We start from the raw sequence: 25,220 nt of genomic DNA on the forward strand, positions 1-25,220 counted from the left end.
GATGCCGGTTAAACCCGGGTTAAAAAAGATTATGGTCATCGGTTCCGGGCCCATTATCATCGGCCAGGCGGCGGAATTTGATTACGCCGGTACCCAGGCCTGCCGGGCTTTAAAGGAAGAAGGAATGGAGGTTGTCCTGGTCAATTCCAACCCGGCCACCATCATGACCGACCGGGACATGGCCGACCGCGTTTACCTGGAACCCCTGACCCTGGATTTTGTAGCCAAGATCGTCCGTAAGGAGCGGCCCGACGGTCTGATCCCCACCCTGGGGGGGCAGGTAGGGTTGAACCTGGCCCTGGAGCTGGCCGAAGCCGGCGTCCTGGAGGAAACCGGGGTAGAGCTGCTGGGAACGTCTTTAAAGGCCATCCAGCGGGCTGAGGACCGGGAGCAGTTCAAGGCCATGATGCTGGAACTGGGGGAGCCGGTACCCGAGAGCCGGATTGTCAACACCGTCGAGGAAGCCCTGGCCTTTGCCGGGGAAATCGGCTACCCCGTCATTGTGCGGCCGGCCTATACCCTGGGCGGTACCGGCGGCGGGGTGGCCCGGAGTGAGGCGGAGCTGGAGGCCATCGCCCTGAAGGGCCTGAAGCTAAGCCTTATCAAACAGATCCTGGTGGAGCGCTCCGTCGCCGGCTGGAAGGAGATCGAGTACGAAGTCATCCGCGACGGGGCCGATAACTGTATTACCGTTTGCAATATGGAAAATATTGACCCGGTAGGCATCCATACCGGCGACAGCATCGTCGTCGCCCCCTCCCAGACCCTCTCCGACCGGGAGTACCACCTGCTGCGCCGCTCGGCCCTCAAGATCATCCGCGCCCTGGGCATCGAAGGGGGCTGCAATATCCAGTTCGCCCTGGATCCCGGCAGCATGCGTTATTACGTCATTGAGGTCAATCCCCGGGTCAGCCGCTCCAGCGCCCTGGCTTCTAAGGCTACCGGCTATCCTATTGCCCGGGTGGCCACCAAGATCGCCTTAGGTTTAACCCTGGACGAGATTCCCAATGCCGTCACCCGGGAAACCAAAGCCTGCTTTGAACCGGCCCTGGATTATGTCGTCGTGAAAATCCCGCGCTTTCCCTTTGATAAATTCTCCCTGGCCGAGCGCCTCCTGGGCACCCAGATGAAGGCCACCGGGGAGGTAATGGCCATTGACCGCACCTTCAGCGGCGCTCTCTTAAAGGCCATTCGTTCCCTGGAATTAAAGCTTGATGGTTTAAGGGTACCGGCCTTCCAGCGTTTCAGCGACGGCGCCCTGCGCCGCAAAATGGCCGAGGCCGACGACGAGCGCCTGTTTGTTATTGCCGAAGCCCTGCGCCGGGGCTGGACCATTGCATCAATCCATGAAATCACCGGCATTGACCCGTATTTTTTAGGCGAGATTGAAGCCATTGTTGCCATGGAAGAAAAACTCATAGCGGCAGGCCCTACCCTGGATGGGGCCACCTTAAGGCGTGCCAAGGCTATGGGTTTCAGCGACGGCGAGATTGCCAACTTTACCGGTCTGCCGCCGGCGGCCATAGCCCGGCAGCGGCGGGAAGAGGGGATCAGGCCCACCTTTAAAATGGTGGATACCTGCGCAGCCGAGTTTGAAGCCGTTACGCCCTATTATTATTCCAGCTACGACGTTGAAGACGAGGTCCGGCCCCTGAACGGCCGCAAAGTTGTGGTCCTGGGGGCAGGGCCCATCCGCATCGGCCAGGGGATCGAGTTCGACTACTGCTCGGTCCATGCCGCCTGGGCCCTGCGCCGCGCGGGTGTACACCCCATAATGATCAATAACAACCCGGAAACGGTCAGCACCGATTTTGATACCTCAGACCGCCTTTACTTTGAGCCCCTGACACCGGAAAATGTCTTAAACGTCCTGGAACAGGAGCAGCCGGAAGGGGTGATTGTCCAGTTCGGCGGCCAGACGGCCATCAACCTGGCCAGGGTAGTGGCTGATGCGGGCTTTAAGGTCCTGGGTACTACGGTGGCCGATATTGACCGGGCCGAAGACCGGGAAAAGTTTGACGCCCTGTTAAATGAACTCCAGATCCCCAGGCCCCGGGGCGGAACGGCGACTTCCGTAGCCGGGGCGGCGAGGATTGCCAAAGAACTCGGCTTCCCGGTGCTGCTGCGGCCTTCCTACGTCCTGGGCGGCCGGGCCATGGAGATCGTCCACAGCGAGGGCGAGCTCCTGGAGTATGCCACCACCGCCGTGCGCGTCGCCCCGGAACACCCCATCTTGGTGGATAAATACCTGCCGGGGACCGAGGTAGAAGTGGACGCCGTCAGTGACGGTGAGACAGTCCTAATCCCCGGCATCATGGAACACGTCGAGCGGGCCGGCGTCCATTCCGGTGACAGCATTGCCATTTATCCGGCCCACAGCTTACCAACGGGAGTGGCCGAAAAAATTGTTGCTTATACCCAACAGCTGGCCCGGGCCCTGCGCGTTCGCGGCCTCCTCAATATCCAGTTCGTAATTCACCAGGGAGAAGTTTACGTCCTGGAGGTCAACCCCCGTTCCAGCCGGACGGTACCGTATCTTTCCAAGATTACCGGCGTGCCCATGGTGGCCCTGGCCACCAACGTCATGCTGGGCAAAAGCCTGCCGGAGCAGGGCTACCGGGGCGGCTTAATGCCGCCGCCGGATTTTACCGCCGTGAAAGTCCCCGTCTTTTCCTTCGGCAAGCTCCTCCAGGTGGATACTTCCCTGGGACCGGAGATGAAGTCCACCGGCGAAGTTATGGGTATTGATCCCGTCTATGAGAGGGCCCTTTACAAAGGCTTGCTGGCTGCCGGTTGCGCCATCCCCGGCCGTGGGACCCTTCTGGCTACCATTGCCGATAAGGATAAGGCGGAAGCGGTCTCCATTATCAAGGGCTTTGCCGAACTGGGCTTCAAAGTGGTGGCTACGGCCGGTACGGCCGGTGCCCTGGCCGCGGCCGGGCTCTTCGTGGAAAGGGTGGGTAAGATCCGCGAAGGTTCGCCCCACATCCTGGATTATATCCGCGAAGGGAAAATCCACTTCGTCCTCAATACCCTGACCCGGGGCAAGATGCCCGGGCGGGACGGCTTTAAGATCCGCCGCGCCGCCGCCGAACTGGGCATCCCCTGCCTTACCTCTCTGGACACGGCTCGGGCCCTGCTTAAAGTCCTCCAGTCTCTGAAATCCGGGGATGAATTTGAACTTAAACCCCTGCAGGAGTATGTATCCCGCCCTTAACCAATAAAGTGAGATTGCCGGACAGGAGATGATCTTTATGCCAGCCAGAGATAAAATAATCGTGGCTTTGGATGTTGCCAGCCTGGCGGCCGGGGAAACGCTGGTAGACCAGCTTTTCCCTTACGTCGGCATGTTTAAAGTAGGCCTGGAGTTTTACACGACCGCCGGGCCGGCGGCCATCCGCATGATTAAAGAGCGGGGCGGTAAAGTCTTTGCCGATCTGAAGCTTCATGACATACCCAACACCGTGGCCGGGGCGGCCCGGGCCCTGGTGCGCCTGGGGGTGGACATGCTCAACGTCCATGCCGCCGGCGGCAGGAACATGATGGAGGCGGCCGCTGCCGCCGTCCGGGAGGAGGCCGCGGCCCTGGGCTGCCAGGTGCCGGCACTTATCGCGGTTACCGTTTTGACCAGCCTTGACAGGAAAGCCCTGCAGGAAGAGGTGGGCATTGAACGGGAAGTAGAGGATCAGGTGGTCCGCTGGGCCAGGCTGGCTAAAGAAGCGGGGCTGGACGGGGTGGTGGCTTCGCCCCGGGAGATACGGGCCATCCGGGAAGCCTGCGGTCCGGAATTTCTCATTGTAACGCCGGGAGTGCGTCCGGCGGGAGCCGACCGCGGCGACCAGCGCCGGGTTATGACCCCGGCCGCGGCACTGCAGGAGGGGGCTTCTTACCTGGTAATCGGCCGCCCCATTACCGCTGCTCCCGACCCGGCTGCCGCCGCCAGGGCCATCGGGGAAGAAATGGAGGGCGTTATATAACGTTATGAAGGATTACCTGGTGCGGGCTACGGCGGGCGAGGGCCAGATCCTGGCCATAGCGGCGCAAACTACCCTGCTGGTGCAGGAAGCGAAGGACTTGCACAACACTTCGCCGACGGCGACGGCGGCCCTGGGTCGGGTGTTGACCGGGGCAGCCCTGATGGCGGCAACCCTCAAGGAAGGTCAGAGTATTACTGTACGCATCCTGGGTGACGGCCCCCTGGGCAGCATTGTGGCTGTGGCTCGCCCGGGGACGGTGAAAGGCTATGTGGCGGAACCGGGGGTAGACCTGCCTTTGAGGCATGACGGCAAGCTGGACGTCGGCCGGGCGGTAGGCAGGGGAATGATGTATGTGGCTAAAGACCTGGGGTTGAAGGAGCCTTACAACGGCAGCGTGCCGCTTGTTTCCGGCGAGATCGGGGAGGACCTGGCCTACTATTTTACCGCCTCCGAACAAAAACCTTCAGCCGTGGGGTTAGGAGTCCTGGTAGAACCCGGCGGAAAGGTGGGGGCTGCCGGCGGTTATCTTTTGCAGCTTCTGCCGGGATCGGCCGAAGGAACAGCTGCAACCCTGGAAAAAAATATTGAGGCGGCAGGCCCGGTGAGCCGCCTCATCGCCCGGGGGCACACGCCGGAAGATATCCTGGCCCTGCTTCTTAAAGGATTTTCCCTCAAAATCCATGAGCGTCGGCCTTTACACTACGCCTGCGATTGTTCCCGGGAGCGCTTGCAGGATATTCTCCTGGCTTTAGGGCCGGGAGAACTACAAAAGCTCCTGGAAGAACAGGGTGGTGCCGAGGCCCGGTGCGCCTTCTGCAGCCGGACATATCGTTTCAGCCGGGAGGAAGTGGCGGAACTTCTCGCTGCCCTTCCAGGGCAGGAAGAATCATGACCCTCCGGAGCATTAGCAGCTTAATTTACCGGCGAAGGGGAGTTATTTCCTGCCAACACGGGAAAAATAACAATATAACTTACAGCGCGCAAATTAGTGCACCTGTTTGAGGCTCTGCTGCGCAGCAACCAGTTTTACATGCCCTAAGGGATTAAAGAGGGATTAGTTTAGCACTACTTATTGCCATTAATATTTGGTAATGAGATGGTTTTTATTGTCTTTTCTTAATCTAAACAGATTACCCTTTTACCGAGGTGATGTTTATGAAAATTCTTGGCGTGGTCGGCAGTAATAGGAAACATGGCAATACATCCGGTTTGGTGAAGGCAGCCTTGCAGGCTGCTGAAAAAGAGAATGCAGATACTGCGCTAGTTTTTCTAGGAGATTACTCAATTCAGGACTGCGTAGGATGTGAAGGCTGCAAAGATACAATGCGGTGTGTCATCAAGGATGATATGCAGAAGCTATATCCCCTTTTATTGGAAGCTGACGGGATTATTCTGGGGTCTCCGACTTATTTTTATAATATTACCGCTACTATGAAGGCTTTTATTGACAGGTGCTACTGCTTTGAAGCGTTTGCAAGGGATGATCGGGCCAGTTGGGTGGGGCTTCATGAAGCCTTAGGCATTAAGTATGCTGTTGTTATTGCTGTGTGCGAGCAGCATGATGAAGCAGATATGGGTTTTACCGCTGAAGCCATGATAAAACCCCTGGAAGCCTTAGGATACAGAATCATCAGCACTATAAAAGCGATTGGTTATTTTAAGGCGGGAGAAGCTTTGCAGGACGAAAGGGCTGTGGAGAATGCCCGGAATGCCGGAAAAAAGCTGGCAAGAACCATCAGCCTTCGTAAGGAGGTAGAAAGAAAAATGCAGGAAATAATCTAAAAGAGAAAGTATTTCCTGTAACGCGGAATCGTCTCCACATCCCGGTGTTCATTGCGGATTAGATCAATATACGGGTAGCGGGCAACTTTAACGCGAATCTCCTTCTGCGGCGTACCCGGGGTTCCCCAGATCAAGGTTAGCTCTTTTCCTACCTCTGCATACCTGGGGTCAATAAACCCGAGAGATATCATCCTGTTGTAGTAATAGCTGCAAATTCGGCCGGTGCTGATGCCGACCATCTTTCCATCCGCCATGACCTTGTCCGCGCGGTAAATAAATCCTTCGTCGGGCCATCCGGCAATATTTTCCTGATAAGCTATATCTAGCGGCTCAGCATCAATTCTTTCGCAGGGTTCCACTTCCCTGCCCCGGAACTGAGTGGCATACACAGCGGCGATATCCTCTGCGTTCCACTCCAGGGTGACTACAGTCCGCGGGGGATTTTGAGCAATCTTCTCCAGGGCCTTCCTGCCGGGAAATTCATGATTGAACTTTACAAGGTGTCCCCAGCCGACATCGTAAGGTGTCACAAAGCGGACGTCCAGGTCGTCCCCAACGCTTCCCCGCAGCCGGCGGTTTATATTATAAATAGCAATATCAGGACGGTCTTTTAGGTAGACAGAGAGCCCCCCGTCAACCGCATAACGGCCCTCATCAGATTCAAACCAGGGGAGGGGATAATGAATATGGATGTTAGGGAACCCGCCTTCGGTATGGCTCAGGCAATAAGCATGGAAACCGAGCTTTTTCGCCCCAAATGACCTGCCTGACTCCCAGATCCGTTGATAGACCTCTTCAAAATCTTCCATGGGGTCGTGGACTTCATAGGCCAGATTTCCGGTCATACCCAGCCTGATTACCCTCATATCCTTGCCGTTGATTTTTGTCATGCGGTGGGTGGCGAATTTGATGTCGTGCAGGTCACACTCGCAGGCCTTCTCCAGGATTTCCAGCGATTTTTCCCCTGCGATCTGGATAAAGTATTCTCGTCCGGTGATGTCTTCGCCTTCTACGTCCATACCGCTTGTTTTAACGAGATAATCAATGGGAGGATTCAGCCAGTAGGTGCGGAAGGTATCCTCCGCAATTTTAATCACCACGCCGTCTGTCAGGATCTGCCCTTTTTCATTGCAAATGACGGCATGCCGGATTCCTTTTTCACCTAGATTGGCAAAATCGTTAACACAGACAGAGTTCAAAAAATTCACCGCATCAGGGCCTTTTAAGTCATAAACCGGCGAGTTCATTAGACTGAGTCCGATCCAGGCGGTGGTTTTTGAGGCCAAAATCTCCTCTTTGTATCCTGTGTATTCAAAGGGAACAATCAGTCCTGGACCCAAAGGAAATAATAGAGTGGCACCCTCATACACCGGACTGTTTGGTGAATACATAATCCCATCTCCTTTTTAGGATAAATTAAATAAATTCACACCTCTGGCCTGGAGCAACCCGGATATCCGGTTTATGTTGTATCATCGAATAGCTCCACCTACCCACGCCACAAACTGGTTTGTCTTCCGCTCTCCTGTCGAAAAACTAAGGTAAATCCGACTTTCCTCCTCCTGTTTCCGGTTCGGCCGCGGCCGGTCTGTCTTCCGGTCTATATCTATCAAAACACTGCCCGTGGTCCCGGATCATCGTCAGTATGATCAGAAACCGAGCTCGTTTTTTCGTCATTTTTGCACAAGGCATCAACAAAAAGGGCAACGCCGGGATAGACGGGGCACTGGCAGCCACAAATATCACCCGGGGGAATAAAGCTACGTCAGCGGGGCGGCTCGTGCTTATTTATTCCGCTGGCGTTACAAAAACCGTCCGCTGGTGGTCGTAAATGACCATGCCGGGCCTGGCGCCGGCGGGTTTGCGGACGTTTTTCACCAGGGTGTAGTCGATCGGCACCCGGCTGGATTGGCTGGCACGGCTGTAGCGGGCCGCCAGGCGGGCGGCCATTTCCAGGGTGGGGGCGGGCACTTCCCGGCCTCCGGTGCGGATAATCACATGGGAGCCGGGGATGTCCTTGGCATGGAGCCAGAGGTCGCTTGAAGCGGCATATTTTAAGGTCAGCCAGTCGTTCTGGCGATTATTTTTGCCGACCAGGATTTTAAAACCATCGGGTGAAGTAAATTCCAGGGGCCGGGAGGGCCGGGCGGCATCTTTTTTATCACCCTTTTTTCCCGGCTTTTCTTTTTCCTTTTCTTCCGGCAGATACCCTGCCTGACGCAGCTCCCGCCGAATTTCCGCTAGGTCGTCGAAGTTTACAGCCATGCTCAAGGCCTGGGCGATGCTTTCCAGGTAAGCTATCTCGGCGCGGGTTTGTTCCAGCTGCTCTTTAGCCAGGCGGGCGGCATTTTTGGCCTTGTTGTAGCGGTGGAAATACATCTGGGCGTTTTCGGCCGGTGTCAGAGACGGGTCCAGCTCGATGGTTACCATTTCGCCCGCCGGATCATAGAAGTTGGGGGCCGTTAAAGTAGACTGCCCTTTTTCCAGACGGTAGATATTGGCTGTTATGATTTCCCCGGCCAGGCGGAATTTTTCCGCGCCGGCAGCCTCAGCCACCGTAGCCGCCTGCAGTCCTTCTTTTTTATAGCAGCGTTTCAATTCCCGATCGAGGATATGCTCCAGGCTGCGCCGGGCTCCTTCCAGGAGCTGCCGTTCCCGCCGGGCTTGATAAAAACTGTCGCAGGCGGCCGAGGGGGTTGGAAAAGGCTGCCGTGGTAATCCCTCGTACTGGTGTAGTTCAAAGGCGGCAAAGGCCAGAGGCTGCCGTTCCTGGCCCATGACGACGACCGGTTGCCAGGCCTCAGGGCTGGCAGCCGCCACAACTTCCCGGAGGGCCTGATAAATACGGGCCAGTTCGTATTCGCCGCAGCTTTCCATGGTTGTTCCGGCCGGCAGGCCGGCGCGGCAGACGACTTCCCGGGCGGTTTCCGGTCCTAATCCTGCGAGTTTTTCCACCAGCAGGCGCTCCAGGGGTGTATCCCAGGGGCTTTCCCACAGGAGGCGGGTAAAGGCTTCGGCATCAAGGCCGCGGGGATCGGCCTTAACCTGAGCCGGCGGCGGGACATAAGGGCGCCCGGGCAGGACTTCCCGGTGGCGGCTGACGGCGTGGGTGTAACGGCGGGCAGCGTCAATAATGCTGCCCTCGGGGTTAAGGAGAATAATGTTGGAGTGCTTGCCCATGATTTCAGTTACCAGTTGCCGCGTCGCCGGCCGGCCCAGTTCATCGGTCGTATGAAAATGGAATAACAGGACTCGCTCCAGGCCCGGCTGCTCGACGGCCGCCAGGGTTCCACCCTCCAGGTGCTTGCGCAGGACCATGCAGAAGAGGGGTGGTGTGACGGGATTGGTAAAGCCGGCCGCCGTTAGATGCACCCGGGCCTGGTCGGCCAGGCTGCAGAGGAGGAGTTTTTTGGTGTCGCGACCTTTACGCAGGTGGAGAATGATGGTTTCTTTTTCAGGTTGAAAGATGCGGTCAACACGGCTGCCTATCAGCCCGGTTAATTCTTCCTTGATGGCAGCAAGGAAAAGACCATCAAAAGCCATTACATCTCGCCCCTTCCCCCATAGTATACCATGCCCCCCGCTGACTGGAAACTCCCTGCCCGGCTGTTCTTTTCTTCCAGGGACAGGCATAGACTGATGGTGATTCTGGAAGAAAGAAGGGACGAGGGGAATGCAGTCACGTCTTTGGTACCAGATGAGTCCTGACGAAGCCTTGCAGGTTTTGCAGTCAGACGGCCAACGGGGCCTGGCAGGGGCGGAAGCACGCCGGCGCCTGGAGGAAGCCGGTCCCAACCAGCTAAAGGCCAAACCGAAGGTACCGCCTTATATAATCTTCCTGAACCAGTTTCAAGATTTCATGGTCCTGGTGTTACTTGCGGCTACTGCTGTTTCGGCCTTTCTTGGGGAAATAGCCGATGCGATAACCATTGTGGCCATTGTGGTTATCAATGCCATCCTGGGCTTTATCCAGGAATACCGGGCCGAACGTTCCCTGGAAGCTTTAAAAGAAATGGCGGCGCCGGAGGCCCGGGTGCGGCGGGATAATGAGGTGCGGCGGGTACCGGCACGGGAGGTTGTCCCCGGCGATATTTTGCTCCTGGAAAGCGGCGACCGGGTGGCGGCCGATGCCCTGCTCTTAAAAGCCGTTAACCTCCAGGCCGATGAGGCGGCCCTCACCGGCGAGTCGGTTCCGGTCCATAAAGTGCCCGGTCCTCTGCGAGGACCGGTAGCCGTCGGCGACCGGCGCAATATGGTCCACCAGGGGACGGTGATCACCTGCGGCCGCGGTGAGGCTGTAGTGGTAGCCACAGGAATGAACACGGAAGTAGGAAAGATTGCCGGCCTGCTCCAGGAAGTGGAAGATGAAGATACTCCTTTACAAAAGCGCCTGGCTGCCTTAGGCCGCTGGCTGGTGCTGGCCTGCCTGGCTATCTGCGCTGCTGTGGTTAGCATCGGTACCTTCCGGGGCGAAGAATTGTATAGTATGTTCCTGGCCGGCGTAAGTCTAGCCGTGGCAGCCATCCCCGAGGGCCTGCCGGCCATTGTCACCGTATGCCTGGCCCTGGGGGTACAAAAGATGGTGCAGCGCCAGGCCATCATTCGCAAGCTGCCGGCCGTAGAGACCCTGGGATGTGTTACGGTGATTTGCTCGGACAAGACCGGGACCCTCACCCAGAACCAAATGACCGTGCGCCGGGTCTGGGCCGGCGGCAGAAGCCTAATGGTGAGCGGAACTGGATATATTCCCCAGGGTGAATACCTGGACCAGGGCCGGCGGGTGACCGTGGCAGGCGACCTTAAAATGCTGCTCAGCATTGCCGCCCTGTGCAACAACGCCGTCCTGCAGAAGGCCGGCCTGACCATTGGCGGCTGGCTGCGCCGGAACGGCGGCCGGGAGAGGGCCGGTGAGGGACCAAAGAACCGCAACAGCGGCAGCTGGAGTATCAGCGGCGATCCTACGGAAGGCGCCCTGCTGGTGGCAGCTGCCAAAGGTGGTCTCTGGCGGGAACGGCTGGAACGGGAAGAACCCCGGGTGGCCGAAATTCCCTTTGATTCCGGCCGCAAGCGCATGAGCGTCATCTGCCGGGCCGGCCGGGGCTTACGGGCTTATGTCAAAGGGGCCCCGGATGTGATCCTCGACCTCTGTGACCGGATCCTCGTGGACGGCAGGGTCCTGCCCCTGGATGCCGCCCGGCGCGAGCTCATCAGAGCCGAGAATGAGGCTATGGCCGGGCAGGCCCTGCGGGTCCTGGCCCTGGCTTACCGCGACCTGGAGGCGGGAGCGGAATTAAATGGAGAAACGGTAGAAAAGAACCTTATCCTGGTGGGCTTAATGGGTATGCTGGACCCGCCGCGGCCGGAAGCGGCAGCGGCCATCCGCGTCTGCCACCAGGCGGGAATTAAAGTGGTTATGATTACCGGCGACCACCAGGTAACGGCGCGGGCCGTGGCCAGGGAACTGGGACTGCCGGCAGGAGAAGGTCAGGTTTTAAACGGCCGGGAACTGGAAACGATGACCGATGCCGAGCTGGCCGGGGTGGCCCCGGAAATCAATGTTTACGCCCGGGTTTCGCCCCACCACAAGCTGCGCATCGTCCGGGCTTTAAAGGCCGGCGGCCATATTGTGGCCATGACCGGGGACGGGGTCAACGATGCTCCGGCCATTAAAGAGGCTGATATCGGCATTGCCATGGGCCGCAGCGGCACCGACGTGGCCAGGGAAGCCGCCGCCATGGTCCTGGCCGACGATAATTTCGCCACTATTGTGGCCGCCGTGGAAGAGGGCCGCGGCATTTATGATAATATCCGTAAATTTATCCGCTACCTGCTGTCCTGTAATATCGGGGAAGTATTTACCATGTTCGTGGCGGTTGTCAGCGGCCTGCCCCTGCCCCTCTTACCCATCCAGATTCTCTGGATGAACCTGGTTACCGACGGCCTGCCGGCCATGGCCCTGGGGGTGGACAACAAGGAGCCGGGCTTGATGCAGCGGCCGCCCCGACCGCCCGGAGAAAGTGTTTTCGCCCGTGGTTTGGGCAGGGGCATGGCCGTCCTGGGTCTCCAGATCGGCCTGGCCACCCTGGCCGTATTTATCCTGGGCCTGTACCTGGGCGATGGCGATTTACTCACCGCCCGCACCCTGTCCTTTACCACCCTGGTCATGGCCCAGCTCTTCGCCGTCTTTGAATGCCGTTCCGAACACCTTTCCCCCTTTGCGGCAGGCTATTTTTCCAACCCCTACCTGGTGCTGGCCGTAGCCTGTTCAGCCGCCATGCAGCTCCTGGTACTTTACATACCCCTGCTCCAGGCCGTCTTTAAAACAGTACCTTTGAACTCCTTCCACTGGGGTATAGTTATCCTGGCAGCCGGATGGCGCACCATCCTCCAGGCCATATATTACTACCTGTTGGCCCCGGCCAGGCGCCTGGTGTGGCAGAGATAAAATAAAGGTGGTAAAAATTAAAGGGTAATGTTAAAATAAGAGCATCAAATGCCGTGAAAGATAAGGGTGATTGCCGTTGCATTTTGTCAAGATGCATGGCCTCGGGAATGATTTTGTCCTGGTAAACGCCCTGGAAGAAAAATTGCCGGGCGATTTAGCCGAACTTGCCCGGCGGGTCTGCCATCGCCGTTTTGGTATTGGCGCCGATGGCCTTATCCTGGTATTGCCTTCAGTCCGGGCGGACTTAAGGATGCGCATTTTTAATCCCGACGGCAGTGAGCCGGAGATGTGCGGTAATGGCATCCGCTGTTTTGCCCGCTATGCCTATGAAGCAGGGCTGGTCCGGGGACCGGAAATCCAGGTGGAAACCCTGGCCGGGATTATAAAGCCCCGGCTGATCCTCAAGGACGGTAAAGTAGCCGGCGTCCGGGTAGACATGGGCGAGCCCCGCCTGGAGCGGAGCCAGATTCCCATGGCCGGGGAAGGTTCCCCGGTGCTGGACGAGCCGGTGACGGTGGCCGGTACCACCTGGCGGGGAACCTGCGTGTCCATGGGAAACCCCCACTGCGTTTTTTTTGTTGCGGATGTGGAGGAGGCTCCCGTGACTACGGTAGGACCGGCGGTAGAAAACCATCCCCTCTTTCCCCAGCGCACCAACGTCGAGTTCATTGAGGTCCTGAACACCGGCGAGCTAAAAATGCGCGTCTGGGAGCGGGGGGCCGGGGAGACCATGGCCTGCGGTACCGGCGCCTGCGCCGCTGCTGTTGCCGGGGCCCTCACCGGCCGCAGCAACCGGGAAGTGACGGTCCACCTGGCTGCCGGCGACCTGCAGATAGAATGGTCAAAGGATAATAATCATGTCTACATGACCGGACCGGCAGTAGAAGTCTTCCGGGGTGATTTCCCCCTTTCTGAGGACTAAAACCGCCACTGCAGGTGGCAGGTAATATCGTTTACCGAGGCAAAGCTTTTGAGCGGTGGGTGGCCCCCGCTTAAAAGATGCTATTCTGGTAAGGAGGATAAAATTAATGCAAGAAGCAAGGCGTATCCGTGAGTTACCACCCTATTTATTTGCCCGCATTGAGAAAAAAATAGAAGAAGCCCGGGAACGGGGAGTTGATATCATCAGCCTGGGTATCGGCGATCCTGATATGCCCACCCCGGCCCATGTCATAGAAAAACTGGTGGAGCAGGCCCATAACCCCGAAAACCACCGCTATCCCACTTCGGTAGGGATGCTCTCTTTTCGCCAGGCCGTGGCCGATTGGTATCGTAAACTTTACAATGTGGACCTTGATCCCCGCCGGGAAGTAGTAACCCTCATTGGGTCCAAAGAGGGTATCGCCCATATCTCCTTCTGCTACGTTGACCCCGGCGATATCAATCTGGTACCCGACCCCGGCTATCCCGTCTACAATATCGGCACCCTGCTGGCCGGCGGGGAATCCTACTTTATGCCTCTCACGGCAGCCAACGGCTTTTTACCCGATCTCAGGGATATTCCTAGCGATGTCGCCCGCCGGGCCAAGCTGATGTTTATCAATTACCCCAATAACCCTACCGGCGCCGTAGCAGACTTAAAATTTTTCCAGGAAGTGGTTGAGTTCGCTAAAAACTATGATCTTATTGTCTGCCATGATGCCGCCTATAGCGAAATTACCTACGACGGCTACCGCGCCCCTTCCTTCCTGCAGGCTCCCGGAGCTAAAGACGTCGGTATTGAGTTTAACTCCGTATCCAAACCCTATAATATGACCGGCTGGCGGCTGGGCTGGGCCTGCGGCCGCGCTGATGTCATCGAAGCCCTGGGACGGCTCAAGTCCAACATTGACTCCGGGGTCTTCCAGGCCGTCCAGTATGCCGGCATTGCCGCCCTGACGGGGCCCCAGGAAGGTCTTGACGAGGTACGGCGCATTTACCAGGAGCGGCGGGACATCATCGTTGACGGTCTTAACTCCCTGGGCTGGCAGCTTGAAAAGCCCAAAGCTACTTTCTATGTCTGGGCGCCGGTACCCAGGGGCTATACTTCGGCCGAGTTTGCCGAGATGGTCCTGGAGAAGGCCGGCGTGATCATAACCCCGGGTAATGGCTATGGCAGCTATGGCGAAGGTTATTTCCGCATTGCTTTGACTATCAGCAAAGAACGCATGCAGGAAGCCATTGAACGCCTGCGGCGGGCTTTAGGTAAAGTAGAGTTTTAGAAGGAGCAGGCCATGCTGAACAGTATGACTGGTTACGGCCGGGGTGAAGCCAGGGGCGCCGGCAGGACGGTTACCGTAGAGATCCGGGCCGTAAACCAGCGTTTCCTGGATGTGGTAATCCGACTGCCCCGCCTTTATACAGCCCTGGAAGAAAAGATACGCCAGGTTATTAAAAATAGCCTCAGCAGGGGCCGCGTCGAAGTAATGGTGAGCATTAGCGAAGAAAATGGGGAGAAACGGCCGCTAACCGTTGACATGGGCCTGGCAATGGCGTATTATAATGCCTTGAAGGAATTGGCGCAAAATCTGGCTATTCCGGCGGATATTACCGCCGAAAAGCTGTTAGCTATACCAGAGGTCGTTAAAGTTGCCGAACCGGAATGGGACGAGGCCACCCTCTGGCCGGTAGTAGCCGGGGCTTTAGAAAAAGCCGTAGAGAACTTGCTGGCCATGCGGCGGGCCGAAGGGCAACGCCTGCAGGCCGACCTGGAAGAACGGGTGGCGTATGTGCGCCGGCAGGTGGAAGCCATCCGGGAACGGGCGCCGGAAGTACCTCGGGAGTATGCCCGGCGTCTTAAAGAGCGGGTTGCCGAACTAAGCGGGGGCATAACCCTTGATCCCGGGCGCCTGGAGATGGAGGTAGCCCTGCTGGCCGAAAAGGCCGATATCACCGAGGAAATCGTCCGCCTTTTAAGTCACCTGGAGCAAATGGCCACGGCCATGGCCGGTACGGAACCGGCCGGGAGGCGGCTGGATTTTATCCTGCAGGAAATGTGGCGGGAAATAAATACCATCGGATCCAAGGCCGGTGATCTGGCCATAAGTAACCTGGTAGTAGCGGTTAAGGGCGAACTGGAGAAGATGCGCGAACAGGTCCAGAACGTGGAGTAGGTAAAGGAGGGGGAGTATGGACATCAAATTAATTAATATTGGCTTTGGCAACATTGTTTCCGCCCGGCGCATAGTAGCAATTGTCAGCCCCGAGTCCGCACCCATTAAACGAATTATCCAGGAAGCCCGCGACCGCGGCAGGTTAATTGATGCCACCTATGGCCGCCGGACCAGGGCGGTGATTATCACTGACAGCGATCATATCATCCTGTCGGCAGTCCAGCCGGAAACAGTGGCCCATCGCCTTTCCTCCCGGGAAGCTATCAATACAAGTGATGAAGCGGAAGAGTAAGCTTGTATTTACCGGGAGGCCTGGTTTTCTATAAATAAGTATTTCCCGGCAGGTGTTTTTATCTTTTCAGGAGGAAGGAATATTGAAACAGCCATCCCTGGATAAACTGGAAAAGAGAGTTGGCAGCAAATACGCCCTGGCGGTCCTGGCCGCCAAGAGGGCGCGGTCGCTGACAGAAGGACAATTTGCCGATTTGTACCCCAAGGGGACCAAGCCGGTAACGGTAGCCCTCATGGAAATTGCTGAGGGCAAAATAAAATACGAGTGGGGTAAAAAGAAAGCGTGAAGTTTTTAGAGGGGAAAACCATCCTTCTGGGAGTCTGCGGCGGCATTGCCGCCTACAAGGCAGCCGAGCTCTGCCGGCTTTTGGTTCAGGAAGGAGCTACCGTACGGGTGATCATGACGGCAGGGGCAAGGGAGTTTATTAGCCCCCTGACCTTCAGCACCCTGACGGGGCAACCGGCCCTGACGGCAATTTTCGGGGCCGGGAGCGATGGTCCCTTGACCCATATTGATCTGGCCAACAAAGCGGATCTTTTTGTCGTCGCCCCGGCGACGGCCAACATCCTGGCCAAGCTGGCCGCCGGCCTGGCTGATGATCTCCTGAGTACAACGGCCCTGGCCGTGAACTGTCCCACCCTGGTGGCTCCGGCCATGAATGTCAACATGTATGCTAAAGCCGCCGTGCAGGAAAATCTGGCGACATTAAAACGGCGCGGCTGGGGCATTATTGAACCCGAGGAAGGCTTCCTGGCCTGCGGTACCACGGGAAAAGGGCGACTGGCCAGTTTAGAGCGTATTGTCGCGGCCTGCCGGCGAGCCCTGGCACCTCAGGATTACCAGGACCTGGCAGTATTGGTGACTGCCGGCGGTACGAAGGAACCCCTGGACCCGGTAAGGTACATAGGTAATTATAGCTCCGGTAAGATGGGCTATGCCCTGGCCCGGGCAGCCTGGGAGCGGGGTGCCAGGGTGACGCTGATCACTGCCAGCCCGCTGCCCCCACCACCTGAGGTAAAAGTCGTACGGGTGCAGACGGCGGACGAAATGCTGGCCGCTCTGGAGGAGCGTTTTAAGGGAGCAGATATAGTCCTGAAGGCTGCCGCGGTTGCCGATTTCCGGCCGGTGGCTCAAGCAGCGCAGAAGATCAAAAAAGGGTCTAAAAAGAAACTAACCCTTGAGCTGGAACCGACGGTCGATATCCTGGCTTCCTTAAGCAGGATGAAAGAAAGACAAATATTGGTCGGTTTTGCCGCGGAAACTGAGGACCTGCTGGCGAACGCCAGGCAAAAGCTCCAGAGCAAGCAGTTAGATTTAATCGTAGCCAATGATGTTACCCGGCCCGGGGCAGGATTTGACAGCGAAACAAATATTGTCACTCTGCTTTTTCCTGACGGGGGCAAGCAACAATTACCGCAGCTGTCCAAGCTGGAAGTGGCCCACCGCATCCTGGATGCTGTCAAAACCCTGCCACGCTTTCAGGGAAGGGGAACAGGGCCGGAAAGGGAGGAATGAAGAAATGGCACGCAAGTTATTTACTTCCGAATCGGTAACAGAAGGGCATCCTGATAAAATAGCCGACCGTATTGCCGACGCCGTCCTGGATGCCATTTATGAAAAGGATCCCCTGGCCAGGGTGGCCTGTGAGTGTCTGGTCAGTACTGGCCTGGTTCTGGTGGCCGGGCAGATAACAACCGATTGCTATGTGGATATACCGAGGGTGGCCCGGGAAACCATCCGCGAGATTGGCTACACCAGAGCGAAATTTGGCTTTGACTGCGATACCTGTGCCGTGATCACCTCCATTGATGAGCAGTCGCCGGATATTGCCATGGGCGTCAATGAAGCCTGGGAGAAAAAGGAGGGGGTGGCCAGGGATGAGCTGGAGACTCTGGGTGCAGGTGACCAGGGGATGATGTTTGGCTATGCTACCCTGGAGACACCGGAGTATATGCCCATGCCCATTGCCCTGGCCCATAAACTAACACGCCGGCTGGCTGAGGTGCGCAAAGAAAGGATCTTGCCCTATTTACGGCCGGACGGCAAGGCCCAGGTGACGGTGGAGTATGAAGACGGCCGGCCGGTAAGGGTGGATACGGTTGTTATTTCTACCCAGCACCGACCCGATATCGATATGGCGGCCTTAAGGGACGACATCCTGGAAACCGTCATCAAACCGGTTATTCCGGCGGAGATGCTGGATAACCGGACGAGATACTTTATTAATCCCACGGGACGTTTTGTCATCGGCGGTCCCCAGGGCGATACGGGCCTCACCGGCCGCAAGATTATTGTCGATACCTATGGTGGCATGGCCCGCCATGGCGGGGGTGCCCTTTCCGGCAAGGATCCCACCAAGGTGGACCGCTCGGCTGCCTATGCCGCCCGCTATGTGGCCAAAAACGTGGTGGCAGCCGGACTGGCCGAACGCTGCGAGGTGCAGGTGGCTTATGCCATCGGTGTGGCCCGGCCGGTATCCATCAGCGTGGAAACCTACGGGACCGGCAGAATCAGCGACGAGCGGCTGGTGGAATTGATCCGGTCTCACTTTGACCTGCGGCCGGGGGCCATTATCCGCGACCTGGATTTACGCCGGCCTATCTACAAGCCAGTATCTGTCTACGGCCATTTCGGCCGGTCTGATCTGGACCTACCCTGGGAACGCCTGGACAAGGTAGAAGCCCTGCGGGAGGCTGCCGGGCTATAGCCACGGTCCCCGGCCTTGTTCACCGGGAGCAGGTCCGTCAATGCTTAAAAGGATAATCATTACTGCAGTTTTGGTAGTTATTATAACTACAGGGTTGATGTACGGTTACATTGAGTGGTATGGGCGAAACTTAGAGGCCGAAAGTGCCGATGTGATCATCGTGCTGGGTGCCGCCGTTTGGCAGAATGGTCCCAGCCCGGCTTTGCTGGAACGGATTTCCCTGGCCGAAGATCTCTTTCGCAGGGGATATGCGCCGGCGATAATAACGACGGGCGGTACCGGTACCTTTAATCCAACACCCGAGGGTACCGCCGCCCGCTTAACCTTAATCGCCCGCGGCGTACCCCCTGAAGTAGTTCATGAAGAAGTTAAATCACGTAATACCAGAGAGAACCTCGACGAGGCCAGAAAAATCATGCTCAGGTACGGGTGGCAGAAAGCTATTATTGTCACCCACGATTACCACTTGCTGCGAGCAATCACCGAAGCCCGGCGGCTGGGCATAGAGGCTTCAGGTGCCGGGGTTCACAGGACGACCATGTTTCGACCACCGCTTGTGTTGCGGGAGGTACTAGCAAATCTGGTAAGATTGATTGTCTGAGGCAGAACCGCCTGTGCTGGTATCAGGCCGGACAGGGTGCGTGAAAAGGATGCAGTATTGATTTCCCGGCTTGGCGGTGTTATAATATCACCTGTGATAAATGCTGATGTGGCTCAGTGGTAGAGCAGCGCACTCGTAATGCGCAGGTCGAGGGTTCGAATCCCTCCATCAGCTCCAGGAATATCAAGGCCTCCGAGGTTTGACCCGGAGGCCGTTTTCCTAATCGTTGCCTTTCTTTTTCATTACCCCGATCTTGCGGCCGACAACAGTCGGCCAGGATCCCACCATATGCCTTGTATAGTTTGGGTAACAAAACATCTGCCGGGGTAAGCTACATCTTAAGTGATCCCAGTAGCAGTTTTTTTGCCATGAAAAAGGCTGTTGACCCACTATTTGTCAACAGCCTTTGATGTGTTTGCAATGCTAAGTGATACCCATGGTCATGATATTCAAGTTAGGGGTCCACTTGCACCGGTTCAATTTCAATAGCACAAATACGGCCTACAGGAATTATGATTTTCCTCATGATCTGTTTATCAACGAGTTGACCACCGCTGAAAACCTTCATGAAGAGGCAATCGCCCGGCGCTGGAAGCAGAACTGCAAAATTAAAGACAAAAAATAATTTGGATCCGTTTATAACTTTTTTGCAACAATCTCCACACTCGAATTCAATGCCAATTTTTTTGTCTCCGTTGAGTTGCATTTCGTTGAGGGCGGCCTCCAGCCCTTCCAATGCGGGGTCCTTTTCGGATGAACCCTCTTTAATCTTGTCAAAAATTGTGTTCAACTCAGCTTCTTGAGACATGGGGATCGCTCCTCCTTTTATTCTTTGATAAATATATTATGGCTTCATACGAAAAAGGTTCCATATTAAGCCAAATAAATTAGGCTAGGTTTGCCAGAAGCTTAGATCGTCCGAAAGGAAAAATTATGCAAATTCTGCCGATAGATCTAAGGTTGTATTTTCCATCATTAAGTTTTACAATAAGGTTAGAGGTAAAGCAAAAGAAAGGTGAGGGTTAATGCCGACGGTGAAGATTTCCGCTAAGGGGCAAGTGGTTATCCCTGCTCATTTACGCCAAAAATATGGCCTGCAGGCGCCGGGACGGGCCATAATCACAGAGAAGGAAGGTCAAATCATTATTACCCCTGCCCCGGCCGACCCGGTTAGAGGTGCGCGAGGCATGTTGAAAGCAAAACAATCATTGACAAAAACCCATGCTGCCTATAAGCGGGAAGAACGTAAATTAGAGGAAGACCATGAACGGTAGTTCCCATAAAAATTTTGTCCTTGACGCTTATGCCGTCATTTGTTACCTGGAAGACGAAATCGGTGCTGAGGAAGTAGCTCTGCTGCTAAAAAAAGCCGGGGATCACACTGTGCGGCTATTCATGACGTGGATAAATTTAGGTGAAGTATATTACCGGGTACACCGGAAATATGGGGAAATAGAAGCTGAAAGGGTACTGGAAACGGTTAAAGACTGGCCGGTAGAGTTTTTGGCAGGTGACGAAGATTTAACGCTGGTGGCCGCCAGAGTAAAGGCTTCGTATGCACTGTCTTATGCCGACGCCTATGCCATTGCTGCGGCGTTAAAAAATAATGCTTCTATAGTGACGGGTGATCCGGAAATTAAGAATGCCAGTGTTAAAATGGGTTTTCCTTTAACTTGGCTGGGACAGGGTAATCCAGAGTAATCCCTTACCCCTTGTTAGGGTTTTAGCTTATAAAGTTATACTGAACTCGTAATGCCCAGGTCAAGACGTGGGAGCAGGAAAAATATGGCCCGGTGCCGAACTAACCTTGAACAGAAAGGCAAGCGGTTGAAGAGGCGATAGATTTGCAGGCTTCCCTACTGCGAGAGCTGGCAAGGATTGTCGGGAAGGAGCGGGTGCAGGCGTCACCGGAAGACCTCCTTTGTTATTCTTACGATGGTACCTTTGTGGCCTGCAGGCCGGATGTCATGGTTAAACCGGTTAGTACCGAACAGGTGGCCCGGGTCTTGGAATTTGCTTACCGGGAGGGGATCCCGGTCCACCCCCGCGGCGCCGGCACGGGCTTGAGCGGCGGGTCGGTGCCCCGGGGCGGGGGCATAGCCCTGGTAATGACGGCTATGAACAACATTTATGAGATTAACCCCGAGGACATGCTGGCCGTAGCAGATCCGGGGGTAATTACCGCTCAACTGCACCGGGCGGTAGAAGAAAAGGGGCTTTTCTATCCCCCGGACCCCGGCAGCGCGGAAGTTTGCACCCTGGGTGGCAACGTTGCCGAGTGCGCGGGGGGGCCCCGCGCCCTCAAGTATGGCGTCACCAGAGACTACATCCTGGGCCTGGAAGTGGTGCTGGCCGGCGGCCGGGTAATCCGTCCGGGAGGCCGGACCGTTAAAAACGTCACCGGCTATGACCTTTGCCGGCTGTTTACCGGCTCTGAAGGGACCCTGGGGGTCATCACCAAAATTACCCTGCGTCTTATACCCAAGCCCCCGGCCGTCAAAACCATCCTGGCAGCCTTTAAAGACCTGGTGCAGACAGGTGAAGCAGTAAACGCTATCCTTAGCGCCGGCATCATACCGAGGACCCTGGAGATTATGGACAGTATATCCATCGCCATTGTAGAACAGTTCAGCCCGTGCGGTTTACCCCGGGAAGCAGCAGCCGTGCTCCTTATCGAGACTGATGGAGACAGGGAGCAGGCTCAAAGGGACGCTGAAAAGGTGGTAGCGGTTCTGGAAGAAATAGGAGCTACTCAAATCAGATTGGCCGCTGATGCCAGGGAAGCAGGAGAATTATGGCGGGCACGACGGGCAGTTTCCCCGGCCATAACCCGGATTAAACCCACCAAAATTTCTGAGGATGCTACTGTCCCCCGCAGCCAGGTGCCGGCCATGATCCGGAGGCTGGGACAAATTCGGGAAAAATACCAGATTGACCTGGTAATTTTTGGCCATGCCGGTGACGGCAACCTCCACCCCAACATAGCCTGCGACAGCAGGGATGCCGGAGAAATGCTGCGGGTGGAAAAAGCTATTGCGGAAATCTTCCAGGCCGCTTTAGAACTGGGGGGAACCCTTTCGGGAGAACACGGCATCGGCCTTCTCAAGGCACCTTTTCTTATGACAGAACTGGGAGAGGCCGGCTACCAGGTCATGCGGGATATTAAGAGGTCGCTGGATCCGAAAAACATCCTGAACCCCCACAAAATTTTCTCCGGGTGAAAGGCCAACTCTGGTGCGGCTCCTTATGGGATACTGCAAATCTTAAATCATGTTTAACCCCAGCTGCTCCAGGGAGGTTTGAATGGGGGAACGACCGGCTCTAAATCATGCATTCACCAAGGGGAACAAATCTGCTATAATGTCTGCGGTGGATCAGTTAACCAGGAGGGGGTCGAGTTGGCGAATTTGCTGGTAGAAGTAGCCGTCAGCTCGGCCCCTGTTTACACCCGGCTTCCATGCTGGGCGAGGATGGAAAATAACAATGGAACACTAACCTACCAGGTGTCGCCGGAGCTGTCTTCCCAGGTAAAAGAAGGCTCCCTGGTCCTGGTCACGGTGGGCAAGCAGCTGGCCACAGGAGTGGTAGTCGCCCTGCCTGATAAAGCGAACCGGACCAGGTTAAAAGCCATCAAGGCAGTCCTGGAAAGGGATTTTCTGCCGCCGGGGATGATAGAACTTGGCCGCTACCTGGCCGAGCGTTATTTCTGTTCCCTGGCTGCGGCTATCAATGCCCTCCTGCCGCCGACGACAGGCCGGCGCTTAGAGCGCCGGTGGTGCTGGCTACCAGCTCCGGGAGGCGAAACGGAAGAGGCGTTAAACCTGGCTAACTGCCTGCCTGCGCCGGCCGGAGCCGTGGCCGCCTACCTGGCCAGCCGCCGGGAAGCCGGGGAAGGCCAGTTACAGCAGTTTGGCCGCCGGCAGGAGCTTAGCGGAGTTTTAACCGCTTTAAAATCCCACGGCCTGATCCGGGAAGAGTGGTCCTGGCGCGGGGCACCCCGCGAGAGGCGGACCCGGTGGGTAGCAGCCGGGGAAAGAGCGGCAGCGGGAATAGAAGCTCTGATAAAAAAAGCACCGCGCCAGGCGGCCATCCTGAAGGCCCTCCTGGACGGCGGCCCCCAGCCGGTTGCCAGCCTTGCTGCCGGGGGAGGATATGCGGCCCTCAAGCGCCTGGAAGAACAAGGTTTAATTGAAATTACCCCGTCACCACCCGGGGATAAGAAGGAGACATGTCCTCAAATCAAACTTAATGCGGCTCAGGAAGAAGCCGCAGGGATTATCAATGCCGCCCTGGGACGGGGGGGAACCTTTTTACTCCACGGTGTTACCGGTAGCGGCAAAACCGAGGTTTACTTGCGCTGTGCCGCAGAGGCCCTGGCAAAGGGTTACCAGGTCTTGTTCCTGGTTCCGGAACATTCCCTGATCCCCCAGATGGTGACCCGGATAAGGCAAAGGCTGGGGGAGAAGGTGGCCGTTGTTCACGGGGAACTGGCTGCCGGTGAAAGGGCGACCGTTTGGGAGCAGGCCCGCCGGGGGGAAATCCAGATTATCACCGGTAGCCGGTCGGCCCTTTTTACCCCCCTGCCGCGGCTGGGGCTCATCATCGTTGATGAAGAACACGCCGGCAGTTACAAGCAGGATACCGCGCCCCGCTATGACGCGCGCGAGGTCGCCATCAAGCGGGGGCAGTTGGAAGGAGCGGTGGTGGTTCTGGGGAGTGCCACCCCCAGTACTGAGATATTTTACCTGGCCCGGCAGGGGAAAATACAGTTGTTACAGCTGCCCCGGCGGGCGGGGAATGTAAGCCTGCCCCGGGTGGAAATAGTTGATTTGCGGGCTGAATTCCGGGCCGGCCATCAGGGTATTTTAAGCCGGCGGCTGGAAGAGGGGATAACTACCGCCCTGGCAGCGGGACAGCAGGCCATTCTCTTTTTAAACCGCCGGGGCTATGCCCACCATATCCTTTGCCGCCAATGCGGCCATGTTCCTTTATGCAGGCACTGTGCCGTGGCCCTGACCTATCACCGGGACGGTACCCTGCGCTGCCATTATTGCGGCTATGTGGAAAAGGCATTAGCCAGTTGCCCGGTATGCGGTAGTACCCTGGTACGTTTAGGTTCCGGCACCCAGCGGGTGGAAGAAGAAGCGCGAGCTTTATGGCCCGGGGCCAGAATCTTAAGGGCCGATGGAGATACTACAGCCAGGAAGGGCCAGTGGGAAAAGATCTACCGCACCTTTGCTGACGGACAGGCCGATATTCTTATCGGTACGCAGACCATTACCAAAGGTATGGATTTTCCTGGTGTTACCCTGGTGGGTGTGGTTAACGCCGATTTATCCCTGTACCAGCCGGACTTTCGCGCCCGGGAACGTACCTTTCAGCTGTTAACCCAGGTAGCCGGCCGGGCTGGCCGCCGGACCGGCATAGGGGAAGTCATTATTCAAACTTATAACCCCCACGACCCGGCCATTACCCTGGCCGCGACCCAGGATTATCACAAGTTTTACGAACAGGAGATAGCTATGCGCCGCAGCTTAAGCTATCCTCCCTTTATAAAATTGGTGCGTCTGGGTTTTACCGGTCCGGACGAAGCCAGGGTTATAGAAACCGCCCATGAGGTGGCCGGATTAATTAACAGTAAAGGCGGCAAGATCCAGGTTCTGGGTCCGGCTCCGGGGTACCCGTCCCGGGTTAAGGATCATTACCGCTGGCAGCTGATGCTCAAGGTGCCCGGCTGGTCGCGGTATAAAGGCCACCTGGCTGCAAGCCTGGCGGCATACCGCAACCGCCATAATGTCCGTATGATAGTAGATGTAGGACCCATTAATCCTTGGTAAAAGGCAGGAGGCAAAGAGGTTGGCAATTCACCAGATTTTAGTCCACCCTGACCCCATCTTGCGGGAAAAGTCGCAGGCGGTAAAAAAAATTACCCCTAATATCTGGAAACTTTTGGATAACCTGGCCGATACCATGTATGATGCTCCCGGGGTGGGCCTGGCGGCCCCCCAGATTGGCGTCTTAAAGCGGGTTATTGTCGTTGACGTAGGGGAAGGGTTGATCGAGCTGATTAATCCGGAAATAATAGCGGCCAGGGGAAAGGATGTAGGCCCGGAAGGGTGTCTGAGCGTCCCCGGGGCCCAGGGGGAAGTACCACGGGCGGCCGCCGTAACCGTGCGGGGTCTCGACCGTCATGGCCGGGAGAGGGAAATCAAAGCGGAAGGTCTCCTGGCGCGTGCCCTGCAGCACGAGATTGACCACCTGGACGGGGTGCTCTTTATCGATAAAGTCGTGCGTTGGCTGGAAAATAATCCTGAGGAGCGGTAA

21 protein-coding genes and 1 tRNA gene are annotated in these 25,220 nt (G+C 56.6%); 19 read left to right on the top strand and 3 right to left on the bottom strand.

The window, feature by feature from the left end:
* Position 1: 1 nt before the first annotated feature.
* The 4 genes from carB to E308F_RS06630 all read left to right on the top strand — a co-directional run bounded on the left by carB (position 2) and on the right by E308F_RS06630 (position 5,759).
* On the top strand, positions 2-3,217 hold the full coding sequence (gene carB / locus E308F_RS06615; RefSeq protein ID WP_141264176.1) for a carbamoyl-phosphate synthase large subunit: 3,216 nt from the start codon (positions 2-4) through the stop codon (positions 3,215-3,217).
* Between the two features lie 37 nt (positions 3,218-3,254).
* The gene (gene pyrF, locus E308F_RS06620; protein ID WP_253260422.1) at positions 3,255-3,977 is read left to right on the top strand and encodes an orotidine-5'-phosphate decarboxylase; all 723 of its coding nucleotides are present in this window, start codon (positions 3,255-3,257) and stop codon (positions 3,975-3,977) included.
* Between the two features lie 4 nt (positions 3,978-3,981).
* The gene (hslO, locus tag E308F_RS06625; protein WP_141264178.1) at positions 3,982-4,869 is read left to right on the top strand and encodes an Hsp33 family molecular chaperone HslO; all 888 of its coding nucleotides are present in this window, start codon (positions 3,982-3,984) and stop codon (positions 4,867-4,869) included.
* A gap of 263 nt (positions 4,870-5,132) precedes the next feature.
* On the top strand, positions 5,133-5,759 hold the full coding sequence (locus E308F_RS06630) for a flavodoxin family protein (RefSeq protein ID WP_141264179.1): 627 nt from the start codon (positions 5,133-5,135) through the stop codon (positions 5,757-5,759).
* Here E308F_RS06630 and E308F_RS06635 read toward each other — a convergent pair.
* Both E308F_RS06635 and E308F_RS06640 read right to left on the bottom strand, forming a co-directional pair.
* Complete coding sequence (locus tag E308F_RS06635) at positions 5,756-7,150, bottom strand: aminomethyltransferase family protein (protein ID WP_141264180.1); 1,395 nt, start codon at positions 7,148-7,150, stop codon at positions 5,756-5,758. The two genes, E308F_RS06630 and E308F_RS06635, sit on opposite strands and share 4 nt — an antisense overlap.
* 397 nt (positions 7,151-7,547) lie before the next feature.
* Positions 7,548-9,302 carry an Rqc2 family fibronectin-binding protein gene (locus E308F_RS06640; RefSeq protein WP_141264181.1) on the bottom strand — a complete coding sequence of 585 codons (1,755 nt, stop codon included), beginning with the start codon at positions 9,300-9,302 and terminating at the stop codon, positions 7,548-7,550.
* Between the two features lie 130 nt (positions 9,303-9,432).
* Between E308F_RS06640 and E308F_RS06645 the strand changes: the two genes are divergently transcribed.
* From E308F_RS06645 to E308F_RS06690, 10 genes are all read left to right on the top strand, one after another.
* On the top strand, positions 9,433-12,204 hold the full coding sequence (locus tag E308F_RS06645) for a cation-translocating P-type ATPase (RefSeq protein ID WP_141264182.1): 2,772 nt from the start codon (positions 9,433-9,435) through the stop codon (positions 12,202-12,204).
* A 76-nt stretch (positions 12,205-12,280) separates the two neighbouring features.
* Complete coding sequence (gene dapF / locus E308F_RS06650; protein ID WP_141264183.1) at positions 12,281-13,126, top strand: diaminopimelate epimerase; 846 nt, start codon at positions 12,281-12,283, stop codon at positions 13,124-13,126.
* A 106-nt stretch (positions 13,127-13,232) separates the two neighbouring features.
* Positions 13,233-14,405 carry an LL-diaminopimelate aminotransferase gene (locus E308F_RS06655; protein WP_141264184.1) on the top strand — a complete coding sequence of 391 codons (1,173 nt, stop codon included), beginning with the start codon at positions 13,233-13,235 and terminating at the stop codon, positions 14,403-14,405.
* Between the two features lie 12 nt (positions 14,406-14,417).
* Positions 14,418-15,296: a YicC/YloC family endoribonuclease gene (locus E308F_RS06660; protein WP_141264185.1), complete on the top strand. Its 879-nt coding sequence runs from the start codon at positions 14,418-14,420 to the stop codon at positions 15,294-15,296.
* A 16-nt stretch (positions 15,297-15,312) separates the two neighbouring features.
* Positions 15,313-15,588, top strand: coding sequence for an extracellular matrix/biofilm regulator RemA (remA, locus tag E308F_RS06665; RefSeq protein WP_141264186.1), 276 nt, complete (start codon positions 15,313-15,315; stop codon positions 15,586-15,588).
* Positions 15,589-15,670: 82 nt separating this feature from the next.
* A complete protein-coding gene (rpoZ, locus tag E308F_RS06670) occupies positions 15,671-15,874 on the top strand; it encodes a DNA-directed RNA polymerase subunit omega (RefSeq protein ID WP_141264187.1) in 204 nt (67 codons plus the stop codon).
* On the top strand, positions 15,871-17,103 hold the full coding sequence (gene coaBC, locus E308F_RS06675) for a bifunctional phosphopantothenoylcysteine decarboxylase/phosphopantothenate--cysteine ligase CoaBC (RefSeq protein ID WP_141264188.1): 1,233 nt from the start codon (positions 15,871-15,873) through the stop codon (positions 17,101-17,103). Before rpoZ ends, coaBC begins: the two co-directional genes overlap by 4 nt.
* Positions 17,104-17,107: 4 nt before the next feature.
* Positions 17,108-18,295, top strand: a complete 1,188-nt coding sequence (metK, locus tag E308F_RS06680) for a methionine adenosyltransferase (RefSeq protein WP_141264189.1) — start codon at positions 17,108-17,110, stop codon at positions 18,293-18,295.
* Between the two features lie 40 nt (positions 18,296-18,335).
* A complete protein-coding gene (locus E308F_RS06685) occupies positions 18,336-18,896 on the top strand; it encodes a YdcF family protein (protein WP_141264190.1) in 561 nt (186 codons plus the stop codon).
* Positions 18,897-18,998: 102 nt separating this feature from the next.
* A tRNA-Thr gene (locus E308F_RS06690) sits at positions 18,999-19,073 on the top strand.
* A 277-nt stretch (positions 19,074-19,350) separates the two neighbouring features.
* On the opposite strand, the gene E308F_RS06695 is transcribed toward E308F_RS06690, so the two are convergent.
* Positions 19,351-19,704 (bottom strand): hypothetical protein, encoded by a 354-nt coding sequence (locus E308F_RS06695; protein WP_141264191.1) that lies wholly within the window; start codon positions 19,702-19,704, stop codon positions 19,351-19,353.
* 217 nt (positions 19,705-19,921) lie between these two features.
* Here E308F_RS06695 and E308F_RS06700 point away from each other — a divergent pair, with 217 nt between their 5' ends.
* From E308F_RS06700 to def, 5 genes are all read left to right on the top strand, one after another.
* Positions 19,922-20,170 carry an AbrB/MazE/SpoVT family DNA-binding domain-containing protein gene (locus E308F_RS06700; RefSeq protein ID WP_141264192.1) on the top strand — a complete coding sequence of 83 codons (249 nt, stop codon included), beginning with the start codon at positions 19,922-19,924 and terminating at the stop codon, positions 20,168-20,170.
* The gene (locus tag E308F_RS06705; RefSeq protein WP_141264193.1) at positions 20,160-20,597 is read left to right on the top strand and encodes a type II toxin-antitoxin system VapC family toxin; all 438 of its coding nucleotides are present in this window, start codon (positions 20,160-20,162) and stop codon (positions 20,595-20,597) included. Before E308F_RS06700 ends, E308F_RS06705 begins: the two co-directional genes overlap by 11 nt.
* 143 nt (positions 20,598-20,740) lie before the next feature.
* Entirely contained in the window at positions 20,741-22,117 is a 1,377-nt protein-coding gene (locus E308F_RS06710; protein WP_141264194.1) for an FAD-binding oxidoreductase, read from the top strand.
* A gap of 177 nt (positions 22,118-22,294) precedes the next feature.
* Positions 22,295-24,733 carry a replication restart helicase PriA gene (priA, locus tag E308F_RS06715; RefSeq protein ID WP_141264195.1) on the top strand — a complete coding sequence of 813 codons (2,439 nt, stop codon included), beginning with the start codon at positions 22,295-22,297 and terminating at the stop codon, positions 24,731-24,733.
* Between the two features lie 19 nt (positions 24,734-24,752).
* Entirely contained in the window at positions 24,753-25,220 is a 468-nt protein-coding gene (gene def / locus E308F_RS06720) for a peptide deformylase (protein WP_141264196.1), read from the top strand.

The sequence above is a fragment of the Moorella sp. E308F genome, assembly GCF_006538365.1.
Lineage (GTDB): Bacteria > Bacillota > DSM-521 > Neomoorellales > Neomoorellaceae > Neomoorella.